At 58.2% G+C, this 15797-nt stretch carries 16 protein-coding genes and 2 pseudogenes; 8 read left to right on the top strand and 10 right to left on the bottom strand.

Features of this window, described 5'->3' with window-relative positions; translation table 11 throughout:
- Position 1 precedes the first annotated feature (1 nt).
- Positions 2–790, top strand: a complete 789-nt coding sequence (locus tag G4G27_RS13790; protein ID WP_183109192.1) for an ImmA/IrrE family metallo-endopeptidase — start codon at positions 2–4, stop codon at positions 788–790.
- A gap of 3 nt (positions 791–793) precedes the next feature.
- Here the strand turns inward: G4G27_RS13790 and G4G27_RS13795 are convergent.
- Positions 794–1158: pseudogene (locus G4G27_RS13795) on the bottom strand (hypothetical protein); the annotation flags it as partial.
- 240 nt (positions 1159–1398) lie between these two features.
- Here G4G27_RS13795 and G4G27_RS13800 point away from each other — a divergent pair.
- Both G4G27_RS13800 and G4G27_RS13805 read left to right on the top strand, forming a co-directional pair.
- Entirely contained in the window at positions 1399–2520 is a 1122-nt protein-coding gene (locus tag G4G27_RS13800; protein ID WP_183109193.1) for an MBL fold metallo-hydrolase, read from the top strand.
- A 57-nt stretch (positions 2521–2577) separates the two neighbouring features.
- On the top strand, positions 2578–3585 hold the full coding sequence (locus tag G4G27_RS13805) for an MBL fold metallo-hydrolase (protein ID WP_183109194.1): 1008 nt from the start codon (positions 2578–2580) through the stop codon (positions 3583–3585).
- A 99-nt stretch (positions 3586–3684) separates the two neighbouring features.
- On the opposite strand, the gene G4G27_RS13810 is transcribed toward G4G27_RS13805, so the two are convergent.
- Positions 3685–3960, bottom strand: coding sequence for a helix-turn-helix domain-containing protein (locus G4G27_RS13810; protein WP_183109195.1), 276 nt, complete (start codon positions 3958–3960; stop codon positions 3685–3687).
- Positions 3961–4453: 493 nt separating this feature from the next.
- On the opposite strand from G4G27_RS13810, the gene G4G27_RS13815 reads away from it, so the two are divergent.
- Positions 4454–5380: a hypothetical protein gene (locus tag G4G27_RS13815; protein WP_183109196.1), complete on the top strand. Its 927-nt coding sequence runs from the start codon at positions 4454–4456 to the stop codon at positions 5378–5380.
- Between the two features lie 252 nt (positions 5381–5632).
- Positions 5633–5878: a hypothetical protein gene (locus G4G27_RS13820; RefSeq protein ID WP_202049575.1), complete on the top strand. Its 246-nt coding sequence runs from the start codon at positions 5633–5635 to the stop codon at positions 5876–5878.
- Between the two features lie 76 nt (positions 5879–5954).
- Here G4G27_RS13820 and G4G27_RS13825 read toward each other — a convergent pair whose 3' ends face one another.
- The 4 genes from G4G27_RS13825 to G4G27_RS13840 all read right to left on the bottom strand — a co-directional run bounded on the left by G4G27_RS13825 (position 5955) and on the right by G4G27_RS13840 (position 8756).
- The gene (locus G4G27_RS13825; protein WP_183109197.1) at positions 5955–6551 is read right to left on the bottom strand and encodes a hypothetical protein; all 597 of its coding nucleotides are present in this window, start codon (positions 6549–6551) and stop codon (positions 5955–5957) included.
- A gap of 468 nt (positions 6552–7019) precedes the next feature.
- On the bottom strand, positions 7020–7676 hold the full coding sequence (locus G4G27_RS13830) for a hypothetical protein (protein ID WP_183109198.1): 657 nt from the start codon (positions 7674–7676) through the stop codon (positions 7020–7022).
- A gap of 10 nt (positions 7677–7686) precedes the next feature.
- Complete coding sequence (locus G4G27_RS13835) at positions 7687–8280, bottom strand: Swt1 family HEPN domain-containing protein (RefSeq protein WP_183109199.1); 594 nt, start codon at positions 8278–8280, stop codon at positions 7687–7689.
- Entirely contained in the window at positions 8277–8756 is a 480-nt protein-coding gene (locus G4G27_RS13840; protein ID WP_183109200.1) for a DUF5343 domain-containing protein, read from the bottom strand. The genes G4G27_RS13835 and G4G27_RS13840 overlap by 4 nt, the downstream gene beginning before the upstream one ends.
- A 523-nt stretch (positions 8757–9279) precedes the next feature.
- Here G4G27_RS13840 and G4G27_RS13845 point away from each other — a divergent pair.
- Positions 9280–9939, top strand: coding sequence for a hypothetical protein (locus G4G27_RS13845; protein WP_183109201.1), 660 nt, complete (start codon positions 9280–9282; stop codon positions 9937–9939).
- A 3-nt stretch (positions 9940–9942) separates the two neighbouring features.
- On the opposite strand, the pseudogene G4G27_RS13850 reads toward G4G27_RS13845, so the two are convergent.
- The 4 genes and pseudogenes from G4G27_RS13850 to uvrA form a co-directional block, all read right to left on the bottom strand.
- Positions 9943–10407, bottom strand: a pseudogene (locus G4G27_RS13850) (ATP-binding cassette domain-containing protein); the annotation flags it as partial.
- A 26-nt stretch (positions 10408–10433) separates the two neighbouring features.
- Complete coding sequence (locus G4G27_RS13855) at positions 10434–10634, bottom strand: hypothetical protein (protein WP_183109202.1); 201 nt, start codon at positions 10632–10634, stop codon at positions 10434–10436.
- Positions 10609–11163 (bottom strand): hypothetical protein, encoded by a 555-nt coding sequence (locus G4G27_RS13860; protein WP_183109203.1) that lies wholly within the window; start codon positions 11161–11163, stop codon positions 10609–10611. The genes G4G27_RS13855 and G4G27_RS13860 overlap by 26 nt, the downstream gene beginning before the upstream one ends.
- Before the next feature lie 63 nt (positions 11164–11226).
- On the bottom strand, positions 11227–14292 hold the full coding sequence (gene uvrA, locus G4G27_RS13865) for an excinuclease ABC subunit UvrA (RefSeq protein ID WP_183109204.1): 3066 nt from the start codon (positions 14290–14292) through the stop codon (positions 11227–11229).
- A 194-nt stretch (positions 14293–14486) separates the two neighbouring features.
- Between uvrA and G4G27_RS13870 the strand changes: the two genes are divergently transcribed.
- Complete coding sequence (locus G4G27_RS13870; RefSeq protein ID WP_183109205.1) at positions 14487–15320, top strand: hypothetical protein; 834 nt, start codon at positions 14487–14489, stop codon at positions 15318–15320.
- A 60-nt stretch (positions 15321–15380) separates the two neighbouring features.
- A complete protein-coding gene (locus tag G4G27_RS13875) occupies positions 15381–15728 on the top strand; it encodes a hypothetical protein (RefSeq protein WP_183109206.1) in 348 nt (115 codons plus the stop codon).
- The last annotated feature ends 69 nt before the right edge of the window (positions 15729–15797 follow it).

Here is a 15797-nt window from a genome sequence, read left to right on the forward strand (position 1 = left end):
AATGCCACAACCGGCGACCTTGCCCAACGATATAGAGACTTATCTAGAAAATGTTGCGCACGCACTTAACGCAGCACACAGCGGCACCCCGATTCTTTTGAAAGATATCTGCGCGTCTTTAAATATAACCGTTTTGCGCCGACAATCGGTGCCGAAGGGGAAAGCATACCTATCTTGGGATCGCACATCTTTAGAACGCCCGCAAATTCACTTACCCCTTACCCGTCACAAGACTTGGGATCGGTTCTGTGCGGCCCATGAAATCGGACATTTTTTTCTTATAGATAAGTTTGACTACATTCCCACAAGTCGAGAATCTTATTGGAAAACAGAAGAGCTCTGCGATTATTTTGCCAGATCGCTTCTAATACCAAAAGAATTGATAAAAAACGACCTGGATTTAAATACGCACGAGCAAATAATTTCCACCTGCGATCACATTTCAGAGACTGCTTATGTCCCTTGGCTACAAACGGCTAAACGTATAAGTGAAAATGTCCCAAGAGTCGCGTTATTCACTTTTAGATGGGAAGACTCTGTACTGAAAACCACGGGATCAAGCCTCAAAGGACATAAGGGAAGATTTAGAGAGCTCTCTCAAGAGACTGAAGCTTATAGGCGCATTAAATGGGTATTTGAAAGCACCGCTCCTGCAAATATCTTTTCTATCGACCTGAACGAATTTAATGGAAGCAAATTTGGTGACTTCTTAAAGAAAATCGGCGCGGGCTCCATTTCGTTTCGCGTGTCCGCAAGAAATGGCACGGCCAGAGCAGTGGCTAATATTTGAGGGTTAATTAGCGACGAAGGTCGTTAATTCACTCCTCCTCCGCCACCGTCTCCACACGCACCGACCCTTCGCCCGCGACGGCGCAAGATAGTGCCCGGTAAACGACCCTTTCGCCTTGCCACCTGCTCAGGCGTGCCTTCGGCGACGATCTCGCCGCCCTTCACCCCGTCCTCGGGCCCAAGGTCGAGCACCCAGTCGGCGGTCTTGATGACGTCGAGGTTATTCTCGATCACCACGACCATATTCCCCTGTTCGACCAGCTGGTGCAGCAGTTCAAGCAGCTTGCGCACATCCTCGAAATGCAGGCCCGTCATCGGTTCGTCCAGGATGTAGAGCGTCTGGCCGGTCGCGCGGCGTGACAATTCCCTGGGCGAGCTTGACGTAACCCGGGTCGGCCTCCGGCGGCGTCGCCGGGAAGCATGGCCTTGCCGGGCATAATTATTACTATTGCGATGATTGTTAATATCAATATCATGGCCGAATCGCAGGCTGGATCGGGCTGATCCGCGAGGCGCGTCAATTAGGAGAGCATGTATCGAAGGCAAGGGGTCAGCCCGCTGCCTGGCTCGTTTTTGGGCTCGTTTTTGGGCTCGTTTTTGGGGGATTCGATGACGCAACGCCCGGTTTCCAACCCAGCCCCGGCCAATAACCCCGCCCCGGCTTATAACCCCGCATTATCCGGCAATCCCCAGTCCGCGACGGGACGCGCCTATCCCAACGGCAATCCCGATCTGGGCTACAACCCGCCCGGCGTCCGCAACACCGACAGTGCGGTGCCGCTCCGTCGCGACAAGCCGGTCATCCATAATTATGCCTGCAAGGACGCGGCGCCGGGCAATCTTGCCTTTCGCTGGACCTATGGGTCCAATGTCGCCGCCAAAAATCGCGATCCGCGCGTTCAGGTGGTGCAGTATAACGAGGACAGCTTCGTCCTGCGCCAGAATGTCTGTGTGCATTGGGAAGCGCCGTTCACTTATCTGCTGTTCGGGAACAAGGGCGCGTTGCTGATCGACAGCGGCGCCACCGCCGACGCGCAGCACTATCCGTTGCGCGCGACGGTTGACGCGATCATCACGCGCTGGGCGCAGGCGCGGGGGCGGCGCGCGGTGCCCCTGACCATCGCGCTGACGTCCGGTGAGGATGTCGCGCAGAACCAGGGGCTGGTGCAGTTTGCGGGACGGCCGGAGACGACCATCGTTCCGAAGCCGCTGCACGTCATGAAGCGGTTCTACGGTCTCGCCAACTGGCCATCCGGCACCGGCGCGATCGACCTGGGCGACCGCGTGATCGAGGTGATCCCGACGCCGGGCACGCACCAGGACGGTGTGAGCTTCTACGACCCCTATTGCGATTTCCTGTTCACCGGCGACCTGCTGTTCCCGGGCAAGATCAATATCGGCAATGACCGCGATTTCGTCGCGTCGCTCGAGCGCCTCAAGGCCTTTGCGGCGGACCGGCCGGTGAAGTGGTTGCTCGGCGGCCATATCGAAATGATGTTCGTGCCCGGAAAATACTATCCGCGCTTCGCGACCTACAAACCCTATGAGCGCGTGCTGGAGATGCTCCCCGCCGTGATCGACGAGGCGATCCAATATGCCCGCGACGTGCAGGGCAAGGACATGATGCTGATCCGGCCCGATTTCGCGCTCTTCAATGGGGTCAGTCCCGATCAGCGAACGCAGGTCTGGCCCGTGGGCGTGCCCAATATCAATGCCCCCCGTCCCTTCTGACGACAACCAGCCCTTTCTGACGATAACGCGTCCTTGCTGACGATAAGGAGAGCATCCGTGGATCGCCGCACCTTTCTGACCTACAACGCCGCTGCCGCCGCCATCCCGCTGTCCGGTATCGGGCTTATGGGCGTTGCCGACGCGGCGTCGGCGGCCGTTCGACCGGTCGATTTCAAGAGCAATCTTCCCGCCACCGGCAGCTTCCCCGCGAAATGGGACTGCGGCTCGTCGTCCTGCATGGACAACAGTGATCCGCCGGTGCAGGTCCATTGGTATAACCCGCACACCGCGATCCTGCGGCAGAACAAGGCCTATAGCTACGAGGCGCCGTTCGCGCCGCTCTATTTCGGCAATGACCGGGTGCTGCTGCTCGACGAAGGTTTCGTGCAGTTGCGCAATGACTGGGACCTGCGCGGCGTGGTCGACCAGTGTATCGACGACTGGTGCCGCCGCAACGGCCGTGATCCCGCCAGCCTCGAATTGCTGGTCGCGTTCAGTCACCTCCACGCCGACCATTATGCCGCGACCAACCAATTCGCGGACCGTCCCAACACGCGCTATATGGGCCTGACCCATGAGGAGATGGTGGGCTTCTGGGGCATGACCAATTTCCCGGAAGAACGCGTGACGCTCGATCTGGGCGGCCGCGATATCCTGATCTGGGGTTCGCCCGGTCACGTCGTCTCGGAATTCGCCTATTACGACAGCTATACCCAGATCCTCTACACCGGTGACATGTTCTATCGCGGCCGCTGCTATATCAGCTTCTGGCAACCCTGGTTCGACAGCATGAAGCGCCTGATCGACTTTTGCGACACGCATCCGGTGACGCACGTCATGGGCTGTCATGTGGAGATCAGCAGGGGCGGTCAGGATTATGCCTATGGCATGACCTATCAGCCCGATGAGGCGCCGGTGGAGATGACCGTGCAACAATTGCGCGAGGCATTCGCCCATGCGCAGACGATCACCGAGCCGGGCATTTACTTCACGGGAACGGTATTTCTCTGCAACCAGACACGCGGAACGACGACGATCGACAAGAACCCGTATCGGTATGGTTGACGCATTACTTCGCGCATGGGCTGACGCTTGCAGAATTATCATATGATTACACGTAGTTCCCGTGACACATGTAATCACTCCCGATTACCGATCGGGCCATCAAGGGCGTGCGGCGGGGACCAGATGCACGGTCACCCCGGTTCCCGGCATCATCGTGCGCGGCAGCGTAATCCTTATCGTCACCCGGTCGCCGGCGGCGGATTTGCCGGCTCGCCTCGCCTCGGCGAACTCGGGATAGGCCGCGCACCAGCGAAAGATCGTCACGCGTGCGACGCCAAGCGCCTCAGCAAGCTCGCGATCGGTGAAGCCCCGGGCGTAGCGTTCGCGAGCCTGGCGGACATAATCGGGTTTGAAGGTCGAGGGGCGTGTTTTCATGTCTGCCGCGATAGCCGCGATGAAGCGGTGTTTGAATCGAGCGGCGCAATGAAGCGCGGGGGAGATATGGGACACCGGTTGTGTTGTATCTTCGGCGCGCCGGGCGCCGGGGAGGCATCAGTATTTACCGTTTAATATCAACTACTTCGTCCACATATTGTGCAAAGTCCCGCGAGCGCCGCGCATTCTGCGCGTGACGATGACAGGTTGGGTTTGAGGGTTGGGTAAGCTGTCACCGTAACCCCCAATCCTGACCGACCGGACTGTGCTGATCAATCGAGAAACCTCTAGTTTAGGGGTTGTTGCACGTGTCACCGTAATATTGTCGTCATTGCCGGTGACCAAGGCCTTGAGATTGAGGAACATGTGATGCGCACCGGCCAGGATCGTGCCGTCAACGGGAGTTCCGCATATGCTGCGTTCTATCGGATTACCGTGACAGCGTCCGTCACGGCGAATACGATATCGTTTTATGCCAAATTGGAGGCTCATCTTGTCCGACCGCCAAAGCCTCCCCACTCTTCTGTGCGGGCTGGCTGTGCTCTGCATGTTCGGTTCGGCCGCCGCGGCCAAAACCGATCTAATCGAGCCTTTTCGCGAGTTGCAGATCGATCCGGCGACGCTGACGCTCGAGAGCAAGCTTTATCACCAAGGGGATGTGGTAGTGCGCGCGTCGCTGCGGCGACCGGCAACGACGCGGATTGAGGAAGATCGAAGGATAGACCTGAACGGCTTCACGTTAACGATCCCCAAGGACACATTGCTGACTGAGCGATCTTTCGTCCGCGCACCCAAGTCACGCTTGTTGAGCGACGCCGGTCGCTTCGGCATGCCATCGACCGGCATTCTGTTTTGCAACGCGGACCGGTTAGCGCTCGGGCCATTTTCTTCGGGCGATAATCTCAAACCGTTCAAGGGACTGGCCTGCCTTATCGATGACAATCGCGACGGCAAATTTGAAGCCGTTACGTTCATCGGGTTTTTCTCGGCACGAGAGGTTGGACCGGTTTCGTTATCGCCACTGGCTTATGAAGCGATGCCAGGCGCCATGGTACCCGATCATATCGACATGATATTCCAGCGATTCAGCGGCAATTATCTTTATCTGAAGCCAGTGCTTTATGGTAAGGATGGCAAGCAGGGCTCAATCCGCATGTACACCGACGAGCGGGTCAGCGCGCTCACAGACTATGCCGATGGTTGCCTGATTAACGCGCCAAGCGATGCGACCACACCATCAACCATTTTAGGCACCATCCTGACGGTCAAGGATGCCGATGCCGTCGCACAATCTTTTCGGGCCACGATTGCTGCACAGGCCTTTGCCAAACCTCTTACCGCGCAGGTCAGCGGCCATCAGCTGATCAGTGACTGGATACCTGAAACCCTGTCTCGGTGCGGAGACAAACAAAGACGGTGACCGGGGCGACCCATCGCTCGAGATAGTGGTATTGTGGCACCGCAACGAAACAGGGGCTGTTTTCACCGTAACTCGCAACTCCGCATAATTGCTAATAATCCGAAATGGTCCACACGCTGAAATCTCTCACGCCATGGGCACGAAAGGACCAAGCAGATAATCTGTCGCACCTGGCATGGTTGGACGACGCGGGAAAACGCCGCCGCCTATGAGGACGTCGTCCGCAACATCGTCATCCCGGGGATCGAGCGGATGAAGATCAAGGGATTCCAGCACATCGATCTCATGAAGCGCGATTGCGGGAATGAGTTCGAGTTCCAGACCATCATGTGGTTCGACAGTTTGAAGTCGATCGTCGATTTTGTCGGGGAGGATCCCGAGCGGAGCCACGTTCCCGATCAGGCTCGCGCGGTGCTCTCGCGCTTCGATGCACGCGCAACGCATTACGACGTGATCGATCGGCGCCCACAGGGTTTGGACAACGAGAGTATCGGGTAAGACGGCTCGTTGAACCGCGTTATCTCCCGGGTGCGGCTGGAGTGGCGCTGACCGTGCGCCATGGGGCAATCGCCGCTCAGCCGAGCCGATCGTACCAGGCGAAGAAGAAAGCGAGTTGCGCGAGGATCGCGAGATAGGCCAGGCCGATCTGAAAACGGCGCGCGGCGATCGCGGCGCCGAACGCGCAGGCGACGATCGAAAGCAGGGCGCGGGCGATATAGACCGGCCCGAGCGCGTGCGCATAGGCGGTCCCTTTGAGCAATGTATCGCCGATATCGAGCGCGAAGCTCAGCGCGACCAGCCCGAAGAACCATTTGCGCCGGGAGAGGAAATAGCCGGCATATCCGTCATAATCGTCGAGATTGCCGGGGAACAGCATCGCACAGATGAGGAAATAGCAGGACGCATAGGCGAAGATGAACAGATAGCGGCCGAAGGTCCAGTCGGTGATGTGGTTGAGGCTGAATTCCCACCACCAGTAACCGATGACCGAGAGCAAAGCCCAGATCACCCAGCCGAGATGGATCGCGCTGACCCTGGGTTTGCCGGGATGCTCGATAAAACCGGCCAGACCCTGAAGCAGGCGGCCGATGCTCAGGCCGAGGATCACGCTGATGATGACGCGGACATGCAGGAAAAGGTCGTTTGCCTGAGCGAGCGCCTGTGCCGTCACGATCGGATCCCCGAGCTGTTCGATGGGCCGTGAGTTGGTGATGGAGGGTGGCAGATGTGGTGGGGTCGGGCAATGGTGGGTGGCGAGGTAGTTTGGGTTGTTGCGAGCGGCGCTTTCGGAGGTGCCAGCGCGACCTGTCCGATCGCGGATGGGCGAGATGGTCGCAACCCGAGTTTAGGGGTTGTTGCACGTGGCACCGTAACTCCAAAACCCTGGCCGTGAGATGGTCGATCGGTGGATAGACGCGGGGCGTTGTGGCGGTGCTTCCGGGTTTAGTATTGTGTCCCCGGAACTCTGGTGTCCCCGGAACCCTTTGCATCGTCGATCCGGCCCAGGTCGATTGGCATGAGCTGAATTCAACCGCCGATCGCGATTTTTGTCAATCACCGTCGGGGGCTAAGTGCACTGTCACCGTAACTCACTGTCACCGTAACTAAAGCGACTATTGCGCCTTCACCGAAATCAACACTACTCGTCAGGCTTTCGACTAAAGTCTGCCTTTCCTTTAATTTGATAGTCCGCCAATATTTTGACTCTCCTATATATGCTGAGCAGTATCTTCAATGAAATTAGTGGATTTCTTGTACGAATATGAATATCCTCAGCGCTACTAAGGCTGAGAATCTCCGCCATCTGCTCCGCGTATTCTCTTATAAGCTGAACCTCATCTCGGGCAAGCCCAACCTCGGCCCGCTCCAGTTCAACCTTCAAAAGTTTTCTCCGCATGAGATCTGTAATAATAGCATTATAGGCTCTATTGCAGCGTTCTATTGATCCAGATACTCTATTCACTACAAAACATAGCGCTAAAGCGTTCGATAAATAGAGAGTAAGCTCAATCCATCCCGGAGACGCATATTGGATTGAAGCAATGCGAGGCTGCTCATTCCTTGGGGTCGCATACTTTAGCTGGTTATAAAAATTTACCGCGCTGTAGCCGCCTTGCCATGGAAAAGCTCGAAATGCGCGTGAAACACGATCTTCCGCCTCTTCATCGAAAGAGGGAAGTATTGCATCGAGAGCAAAGTACACCTGCTCAAAAGCTCGAGGAAGTTTGTATAGATCTTTCAAAGACCATTGACCGTCTATCGGAATTCCAAAGCGTCCATAGTTTTTCGCGACCATCTATAGAGCCTTATTCCATGAGTTTATACCAATCACGTACCGCAAGTTTTAATCTAATCGCTTCTTCTTCTGGCAAAAAATTACAGTGCGCGATCGGCCCTCGAACTAAGTTTAGACGGTTAACCACCCGTAATACTCTATTTCTTGTTGCATTAGAGAACATTCCGGAAAATACGTCCCAGTTCTCTTTAATTATTTCTCCAAGTTCACCGAATGTTGTATAATCTAGCAGGCGATCTGAGCGAGGAGGCAGGCCTTCAGACGCCTCTCTATCAAAATTCTTGCGGGCGTTTTCTTTAACAAATGGCGGGACTGCGCTTTCCCACCATCCTCGACCGACTATATCAGACATTGCGCCTTCAATTAAATTGCGTATGTCATTCTCAAGAACGTAAAATAACTTATAGAATTCGCTCATTCTATCTGCGTCGGCAACGATCTGAAATTCGATTTGCTTTATATAACCCGACACTAAAGAGTCGGCTTGCGCTTCAAGTGCTCCACGCGATCCGTATATCTTCTCTGCGGCCATCACCTCGCGCAGGGAGCGCGTGATAACAGCACATTTTAGTACAAATAATTCCAGGCTAACGCCGGTATTCAACGCAACAAATTCTCTCTTAGGCTTCGGAATATCGCATTAAAAACGGAAATATTTTCCGTTTCCGGAAGGACTATGCTTATTTGATACGAAAGTCCGAGAGATTTCAACCGGCCGACACTCTGATCTCGCTTCTTGTTATTATCGCCGTCATCCCCGTCTGCGTTATCATCATCCTCCGAAGATTCACTCGATACATCGGCAGTTATGAATCCTTTAACTGCGTCAAATGTCTGATACATTAATCGAACAATGGGGTCCGCCTTCTTGAGGCCCGTAATTTCAACAATAACATCCCTGATGGCGCTGTCGTCAGCTTTATGAATGTACTCATTGCGCTTAAAAAGTTCTCCAAACGCGTTCCGAAGTCCTTCAAAAGCAGCTTGAGATCGGCCGCTGTCCGTTTTAAACTTCGAATATAGCAAGGTGGGGGCGCCATCGGGACCAATAAACTGCATCTTTTTCAAAAATGGAGGCACCGTTCTTGCACTGCCCCCCCGACATTTTGAGAATCGTCGACATAAAATCGCTGGAGAATTTATCCGGGCGCTCAGCGGCAATAATTAGATCGAGTGCCTTTTTTACAGTCGCTGGCGCTATAGAGTAAGGAATCCCTCCTTTTATCTCCCGTCGCTCCGACTTGCCCTTATCAACAGGCGGCTGTGATGCCGCAGCTTCCCCTGAAGTTGCCATTCGATCATCCCCCGAGTTCCACTCGCAATTCCACTAAATGGATGGGCGCAATGAATGAGATACTCGCCGAGGAGTCAAGCACATTACCTGATACTCGTTAGGTTAATTATGGAGATCAATACAAGCTTCTGCGTGCCCCGTAGTGCCAGCGCAGTGTTTTCCGTCTCGCTCGAGGGAAGGTCAACTAGCCTTCTATCCGATACTGTGCCACTGAAATCAGGATTTAGTGCACTGCCATTGCCTTCTTGAGTCATCAAAATCCTGTTATGTTCCCTCTTAATTCATAGTATGTTTTTTCCGGAGGTAACTATGGCCCTTGATCGAGTGCATTTGCGCAAATTGCTCAAGCTATTCTTAATGAAAGACAATCTTCGATCCACTGCGATTCGCTCTGATGCGCGTGAGGTCATGAAAAAGCGAGATGAGGGCGCCGGGCCAGGCGGCGACTTCCACGTCCCTTTTTGGCATGACGCTAAGGCACATGCTGCAGGTCGATCTGACTTGCGCGAAGCAACTGATATTCAGATCGAGAAAAATTGGCGGAGGAAAAATCTCTATCCGCGCTTGCGAGACGGGTTTTTGCATTGGTGGAATGAGAAGCGGCGCTGGATTAACGAAGCAATCAGTGAACTTCCTAAGACTATAAAATCGACTTTCGGTTTTATAGAAATCGATGGAGTCGTAAAAGTCGAAAACCTCCTATCGCTGCGGTTAGGGGGCGATAAGTTTCGATATATCTACCCGTATTTTGCGGATAAACCAGCCCTTACCCCGGAAGGGGCTCGGCTGGGCCTTTGGCTAATGAGCAAAGCGTTACCGCAGTTTGATATCAAAGACATGAGAATACTTGATGTTATTCGAGGGGAATCTTTCTCCGTTGATAGATACCCGCTTAATGGCAAGGAGGAGGATCTTTTCCATCTTCGATATCGAAGCATTTTGAGAGAGTGGCGCGAACATTTCCGATAAACACTACTCCGCCGCCACCCTCTCCACACCTCTGCCCTTCGCTAACAACGGCGCCAGATAATTCCCCGTAGAGCTCCCCTTCGCCTTAGCCACCTGCTCCGGCGTCCCTTCGGCAACGATCTCGCCGCCCTTCACCCCGCCCTCGGGGCCAAGGTCGAGCACCCAGTCGGCGGTCTTGATCACGTCGAGGTTATGTTCGATCACCACGACCGTATTCTCCAGCTCGACCAGCTGGTGCAGCACCTCGAGCAGCTTGCGCACGTCCTCGAAATGCAGGCCGGTGGTCGGCTCATCCAGGATATACAAAGTCTGACCCGTCGCGCGGCGTGACAGTTCGTTGGCGAGCTTGACGCGCTGCGCCTCGCCGCCGGACAGGGTGGTCGCCTGCTGGCCGACCTTGACGTAGCCGAGGCCGACTTCCGCCAGCATCGCCATCTTGTCGCGGATCGGCGGAACCGCCTTGAAGAATCCTACACGGACTTCTCCAATATAACCTACCAGCGGCCGCCGGACTTCTCGATCGCCGCGAGCAATGCCTTTTTGCTCGCCGTCCGGTTCTTGCCGGCATTGCGTGGCAAATCAGTCACCCCAGCCGCGCCGCGCCGCGCCGTCAGCCGTTCGACCGCATCGGCATGCGCGATGCGCGGGCCCGTCCAGTCGGGAGCGAGGTCAGTCTGTGAACGCTTCGAGGCCATGATCGCCAAATGTTTCCTGCCGGATACGGCGTTCCAGATAGTCCAGATCGACATCGGGGTGAAGTCGGAACAGGGCGCGCGCCTGATCGAGCCGATCGCGCGCGGTGCCCGATGCATATTGCCCCATGCGATCGGCGATCAGATCCTCGACCGCAATGATGGCGAAGGACTGGCCGTCGGCGACATCCTCGATCAGCAGGATATGATCGCGGTCGACATTGCCGTCGAGCGGTACGCTGCCGACGATTTCGAAACCGAGGCGCAGTTCCGGGTGGATCCAACCGCGCGTGGACAAGCCCGGGCCGGATGGCCCCACAAAGCCATGCCGCTGCATTTCGGCCTCAAGTTCTGGCTGCACTGTCGAGCAGAGGTCGAAATCGCCGGTGGCAATCGCGCTGCCAGAATAATATTCGACCGCACCGCCGCCGACCAGGATCGGGCGGGACAGGCCCTGACGCGCCATCGCCTCGCTGATCCGGGCGAGGAGCAGCAAGGCGGCTTCGAATTCCGGGCGGTATGGTGATTTCATTTAGTCCCCCTCACCCTTCCGCCGCTTCGCGGCTCCTTCCCTCTCCCACAGGGGAGAGGGATTTTATTCCGCGGCGACGCTCTCTTTCGCGCGGCTTTTCAGCAGCGGCGCGAGATAGTGGCCGGTGAAGCTGCCCTTCGCCTTCGCCACCTGCTCCGGCGTGCCCTCGGCAACGATCTCGCCGCCCTTGACCCCGCCCTCGGGCCCAAGGTCGAGCACCCAGTCGGCGGTCTTGATCACGTCGAGGTTGTGTTCGATCACCACCACCGTATTCCCCTGCTCGACCAGCTGGTGCAGCACCTCGAGCAGTTTGCGCACGTCCTCGAAATGCAGGCCGGTCGTGGGTTCATCCAGGATATACAAAGTCTGACCCGTGGCGCGGCGTGACAATTCCTTGGCGAGCTTGACGCGCTGCGCCTCGCCGCCGGACAGGGTCGTCGCCTGCTGGCCGACCTTGACGTAACCGAGGCCGACCTCCGCCAGCATCGCCATCTTGTCGCGGATCGGCGGGACCGCCTTGAAGAATTCCACCGCGTCCTCGACATTCATGTCGAGCACGTCGGCGATCGATTTGCCCTTGAACTTCACCTCCAGCGTTTCGCGATTGTAGCGTGCGCCGTGGCACACGTCGCACGTCACATAGACGTCGGGCAGGAAGTGCATCTCGATCTTGAGCAGGCCGTCGCCCTGGCATGCCTCACACCGGCCGCCCTTGACGTTGAAGCTGAAGCGGCCGGGTTTGTAGCCGCGCGCCGCGCTTTCGGGCAGGCCGGCGAACCAGTCGCGGATCTGCGTGAAGGCGCCGGTATAGGTTGCCGGGTTGGAGCGCGGGGTGCGGCCGATCGGCGACTGATCGATATCGATCACCTTGTCGAGATATTGCAGCCCGGTGACCTTGTCATGCTTGCCGGCGAGCATGCGCGCGCCGTTGAGGCTGCGCGCGGCGGCGGCGTAGAGCGTGTCGATGGTGAAGCTCGACTTGCCCGATCCCGACACGCCGGTGATGCAGGTGAAAGTGCCGAGCGGCAGGCTGGCCGTGACGCCGCGCAGATTGTTGGCGGTGGCGTTGTGCACGGTCAGTTTCTTGCCGTTGCCCTTGCGGCGCTTGTCCGGCACCGGGACTTCGCGCGTGCCGTTGAGATAGTCGGCGGTGATGCTGCCCCTGGTCGCGAGCACCTCCGCGAGCGAGCCTTGCGCGACGACTTCGCCGCCATGCACGCCGGCGCCCGGGCCCATGTCGATGACGTAATCGGCGGTGCGGATCGCGTCCTCGTCATGTTCGACGACGAGCACGGTATTGCCGAGATCGCGCAGGCGGCGCAGCGTCTTGAGCAGCATGTCGTTATCGCGCTGGTGCAAGCCGATGCTGGGTTCGTCGAGCACGTAGAGCACGCCGGAGAGCCCTGAGCCGATCTGCGACGCGAGGCGGATGCGCTGGCTTTCGCCGCCCGACAGGGTGCCGCTGGTGCGGTTGAGGTTGAGATAGTCGAGCCCGACATTGTTGAGGAAGCCGAGCCGTTCGAGGATTTCCTTCAGGATGCGTTCGGCGATCGCGTTCTGCTGACCGGTCAGGTCGGCGGGGACATTCTGGAACCAGGTCAGCGCATCGACCACCGAAAGGCGCGTGACGCTGGAGATGTCGCGCATGCCGATCTTGACCGCCAGCGCCTCCGGCTTGAGGCGCGCGCCGTGGCACACTTCGCACGCGGCGCTGCTTTGGTATTTGCTCAGTTCCTCGCGCATCCACGCGCTTTCGGTCTGCAGCAGGCGGCGGTTGAGGTTGCCGATCACGCCCTCGAACGGCTTCTTGACGTCGTAGGATTTGCGGCCGTCGACAAAGGTCAGCGTAACCGGACGCCCGCCGGTGCCGTGGAGGATGATCAGTTGCACCTCGCCGGGCAATTCCTCCCATGGCGTATCGAGGCTGAAGCCGAATTCGCGCGCGAGACTGCCCAGCACCTGCATGTAATAAGGCGATGGCGGGTTGGACTTGGCCCAGGGCACGACCGCGCCCTTCTTGATGCTGAGCGCGTGGTTGGGGACGACGAGATCCTCGTCGAACAGCATCTTTTCACCCAGGCCGTCGCACGCCGGGCATGCGCCTTGCGGGGCGTTGAAGGAGAACAGCCGCGGTTCGATCTCGGCGATGGTGAAGCCGCTGACCGGGCAAGCGAATTTCTCGCTGAACACGATACGGTTGGCGGGGACGCCGGCGCCTTTCATCGCGCCGCCGTCGGTGGTGGCGGTTTCAGCGATGAACTTCTGCGGCGCTTCCTTGACGCGGTTCTTCTTACCCCCCTCCCCTTCAGGGGAGGGGTTGGGGGTGGGGGAGTCACTGGCGCCGGCGTTTGAGGCACTGCCCCACCCCAACCCCTCCCCTGAAGGGGAGGGGCTTAAGGAGGCGACCGTACCGTCCACCAAATCCACATAAGCCAGCCCATCGGCGAGCTTGAGCGCGGATTCGAAACTCTCCGCCAGCCGCGTCGCGATGCCCGAACCGATCACCAGGCGGTCGACCACCACCTCGATGTCATGCTTGTATTTCTTGTCGAGCGCGGGCGCTTCGTCGATCTCGTAAATCTCGCCGTCGATGCGCACGCGGGTGAAGCCGGCTTTCTGCCACTCGGCCAGTTCCTTGCGGTACTCACCCTTGCGGCCGCGCACCACGGGCGCGAGCAGGTAAAGCCGCGTGCCCTCCGGCAGAGTCATCACGCGGTCGACCATCTGGCTGACGGTCTGCGCGGCGATCGGCAGGCCGGTGGCGGGCGAATAGGGAATACCGACGCGCGCCCAGAGCAAGCGCATATAATCGTAGATCTCGGTCACGGTCGCAACGGTCGAGCGCGGGTTGCGGCTGGTGGTCTTTTGTTCGATCGAAATCGCGGGGCTCAGGCCCTCGATATGGTCGACGTCCGGTTTCTGCATCAGTTCGAGGAACTGGCGCGCATAGGCGCTGAGCGATTCGACGTAGCGGCGCTGACCCTCGGCATAGATGGTGTCGAAGGCGAGGCTCGATTTGCCCGATCCGGACAGGCCGGTGATCACGGTGAGCGTGTCGCGCGGGATGTCGACCGACACGTTCTTGAGGTTGTGTTCGCGCGCGCCGCGGACGGAAATGTGAGTCAGCATGCGGTGACGTGTTCCATATTTGTTCGGATTGGGCAAGACCGTACGCGGCAGCACATGGCATGTGGGATGCCGATGCGTGACTCGCAACGGCCGGATATCGCCGACTTTATCGGGCGGCCCGATTTTACCGAAAGGCGCTTGCCCGGAACGGCGCCGGGCGCGAGAGTTAGGGCCCACCGATCGATGGAGCGCGCATGAGCAGCTTGTTGACCATCCTCCTGCCAATGCTGGCCGTTGCCGCGCCGGCCCCCGCCGAGCCGTTGCAGGCAGACCGGGCGGGTAACCGGATCGAGGCGTTCGCGGCAATCAAGCCACAGCCAGGCGGAAAGGCGGTGGACGAAGCCAGTACGTCGGCGCTGCACTGTACCGCCGACCGCAAGCGCTGCGCGCAGCTGAGCCGCGACGTGGATGCGAATGTGTGGACGCTTCATGTGTTCGACCGCATGCCCCCGCCGCAAGGCGCAACACCGATCACCAGCTTCGCGCTACCGGGCGAGAGTGGCGACGCGCAAGTCGCGATCTGGCCGAAGCTTGTCGTGCTGGCGCAATCGGGCAGCGTGATGATCGGTGTCGAAACCACGCTATCGACCAGCTTTTCGGGCGGTGGGGCCAGTTCCACGACATTGCGGCTGATCGCGCTCGACAGCAAGCTGGGCAACGCGCTGTCAGTGCTGAACGTGCCGTCCGGCGGATCGGCGATGATCCGCGCCTGTTTCGGTGAGAAGGACATGAAGCAGCGTGCGGGCGCGTGCCATGATGAATATGCATTCGACGGGACGCTGGCGATCGATCCGACGGTGAGCAGTGGACCGGCGCGCTTCATCTTCACGACCAGGGCGAAGAGCTATCCCGGCCGCGTCACGCGCCAGGCGGATTCGCTGGCGGCGGCGGCGCTGCGCAAGAAAGACCTGAAATGGGCGGTCGATCCGGTGTGCAGCTATCGCCGCGTCTTCGCGCTTAATGACGAAAGCGGCGACTATGTGCCGGACAAGCCAATACCGCCATGCGACGATTACCGAGTGGAGTGAGTTGTAGCATCAGTACATATCGTGTATTATGCAAACAACACACTCAATCAAGGACGGGTCATGGCCAAGAAGGACAAGGCGGCAAAGGCCGGCGGCGGCGCCAAGGCGGCGAAGCTGCCCAAGCGGATCGGCGGGATCAAGCTGCCCAAGGAATTGCGCAAATCGGGCGCGGCGCTGCTCGAAAAGGCCAACAGCCCGATCGGGCGCGAAGTGATCGCCGCCGGCATCACCGCAGTCGTTGCCGCCGCGGCACGCAGTCAGGCGGGGCGCAAGGCGGCAAGCAAAGCGGCCGAAACGGCTACCAGAACGGCTGAGGTCGGTGCGCAGGATGCCAAGCAGATCGCCGATGCGATCGGCGCGGCGGCGGGTGCGGTGATGCAGCGCCTGTTTGAGAAAAAGGCCAGCTAAGGCGCGCCTGAATGAGGCGACGCTACCCCAAAACCGTTCGGGCCCAAACCGTTCGGGCCCAAACTGTTC

The sequence above is a fragment of the Sphingomonas sp. So64.6b genome, from assembly GCF_014171475.1.
Taxonomy (GTDB): domain Bacteria; phylum Pseudomonadota; class Alphaproteobacteria; order Sphingomonadales; family Sphingomonadaceae; genus Sphingomonas; species Sphingomonas alpina_A.

Bases quoted from the DNA above. Each gene is read 5' to 3' on its own strand.
- G4G27_RS13790 (WP_183109192.1), top strand. From the start codon at position 2: ATGCCACAACCGGCGACCTTGCCCAACGATATAGAGACTTATCTAGAA.
- G4G27_RS13800 (WP_183109193.1), top strand. From the start codon at position 1,399: ATGACGCAACGCCCGGTTTCCAACCCAGCCCCGGCCAATAACCCCGCC.
- G4G27_RS13810 (WP_183109195.1), bottom strand. From the start codon at position 3,960: ATGAAAACACGCCCCTCGACCTTCAAACCCGATTATGTCCGCCAGGCT.
- G4G27_RS13820 (WP_202049575.1), top strand. From the start codon at position 5,633: ATGAAGATCAAGGGATTCCAGCACATCGATCTCATGAAGCGCGATTGC.
- G4G27_RS13830 (WP_183109198.1), bottom strand. From the start codon at position 7,676: ATGGTCGCGAAAAACTATGGACGCTTTGGAATTCCGATAGACGGTCAA.
- G4G27_RS13845 (WP_183109201.1), top strand. From the start codon at position 9,280: ATGGCCCTTGATCGAGTGCATTTGCGCAAATTGCTCAAGCTATTCTTA.
- G4G27_RS13855 (WP_183109202.1), bottom strand. From the start codon at position 10,634: ATGGCCTCGAAGCGTTCACAGACTGACCTCGCTCCCGACTGGACGGGC.
- G4G27_RS13860 (WP_183109203.1), bottom strand. From the start codon at position 11,163: ATGAAATCACCATACCGCCCGGAATTCGAAGCCGCCTTGCTGCTCCTC.
- uvrA (WP_183109204.1), bottom strand. From the start codon at position 14,292: ATGCTGACTCACATTTCCGTCCGCGGCGCGCGCGAACACAACCTCAAG.
- G4G27_RS13870 (WP_183109205.1), top strand. From the start codon at position 14,487: ATGAGCAGCTTGTTGACCATCCTCCTGCCAATGCTGGCCGTTGCCGCG.
- G4G27_RS13875 (WP_183109206.1), top strand. From the start codon at position 15,381: ATGGCCAAGAAGGACAAGGCGGCAAAGGCCGGCGGCGGCGCCAAGGCG.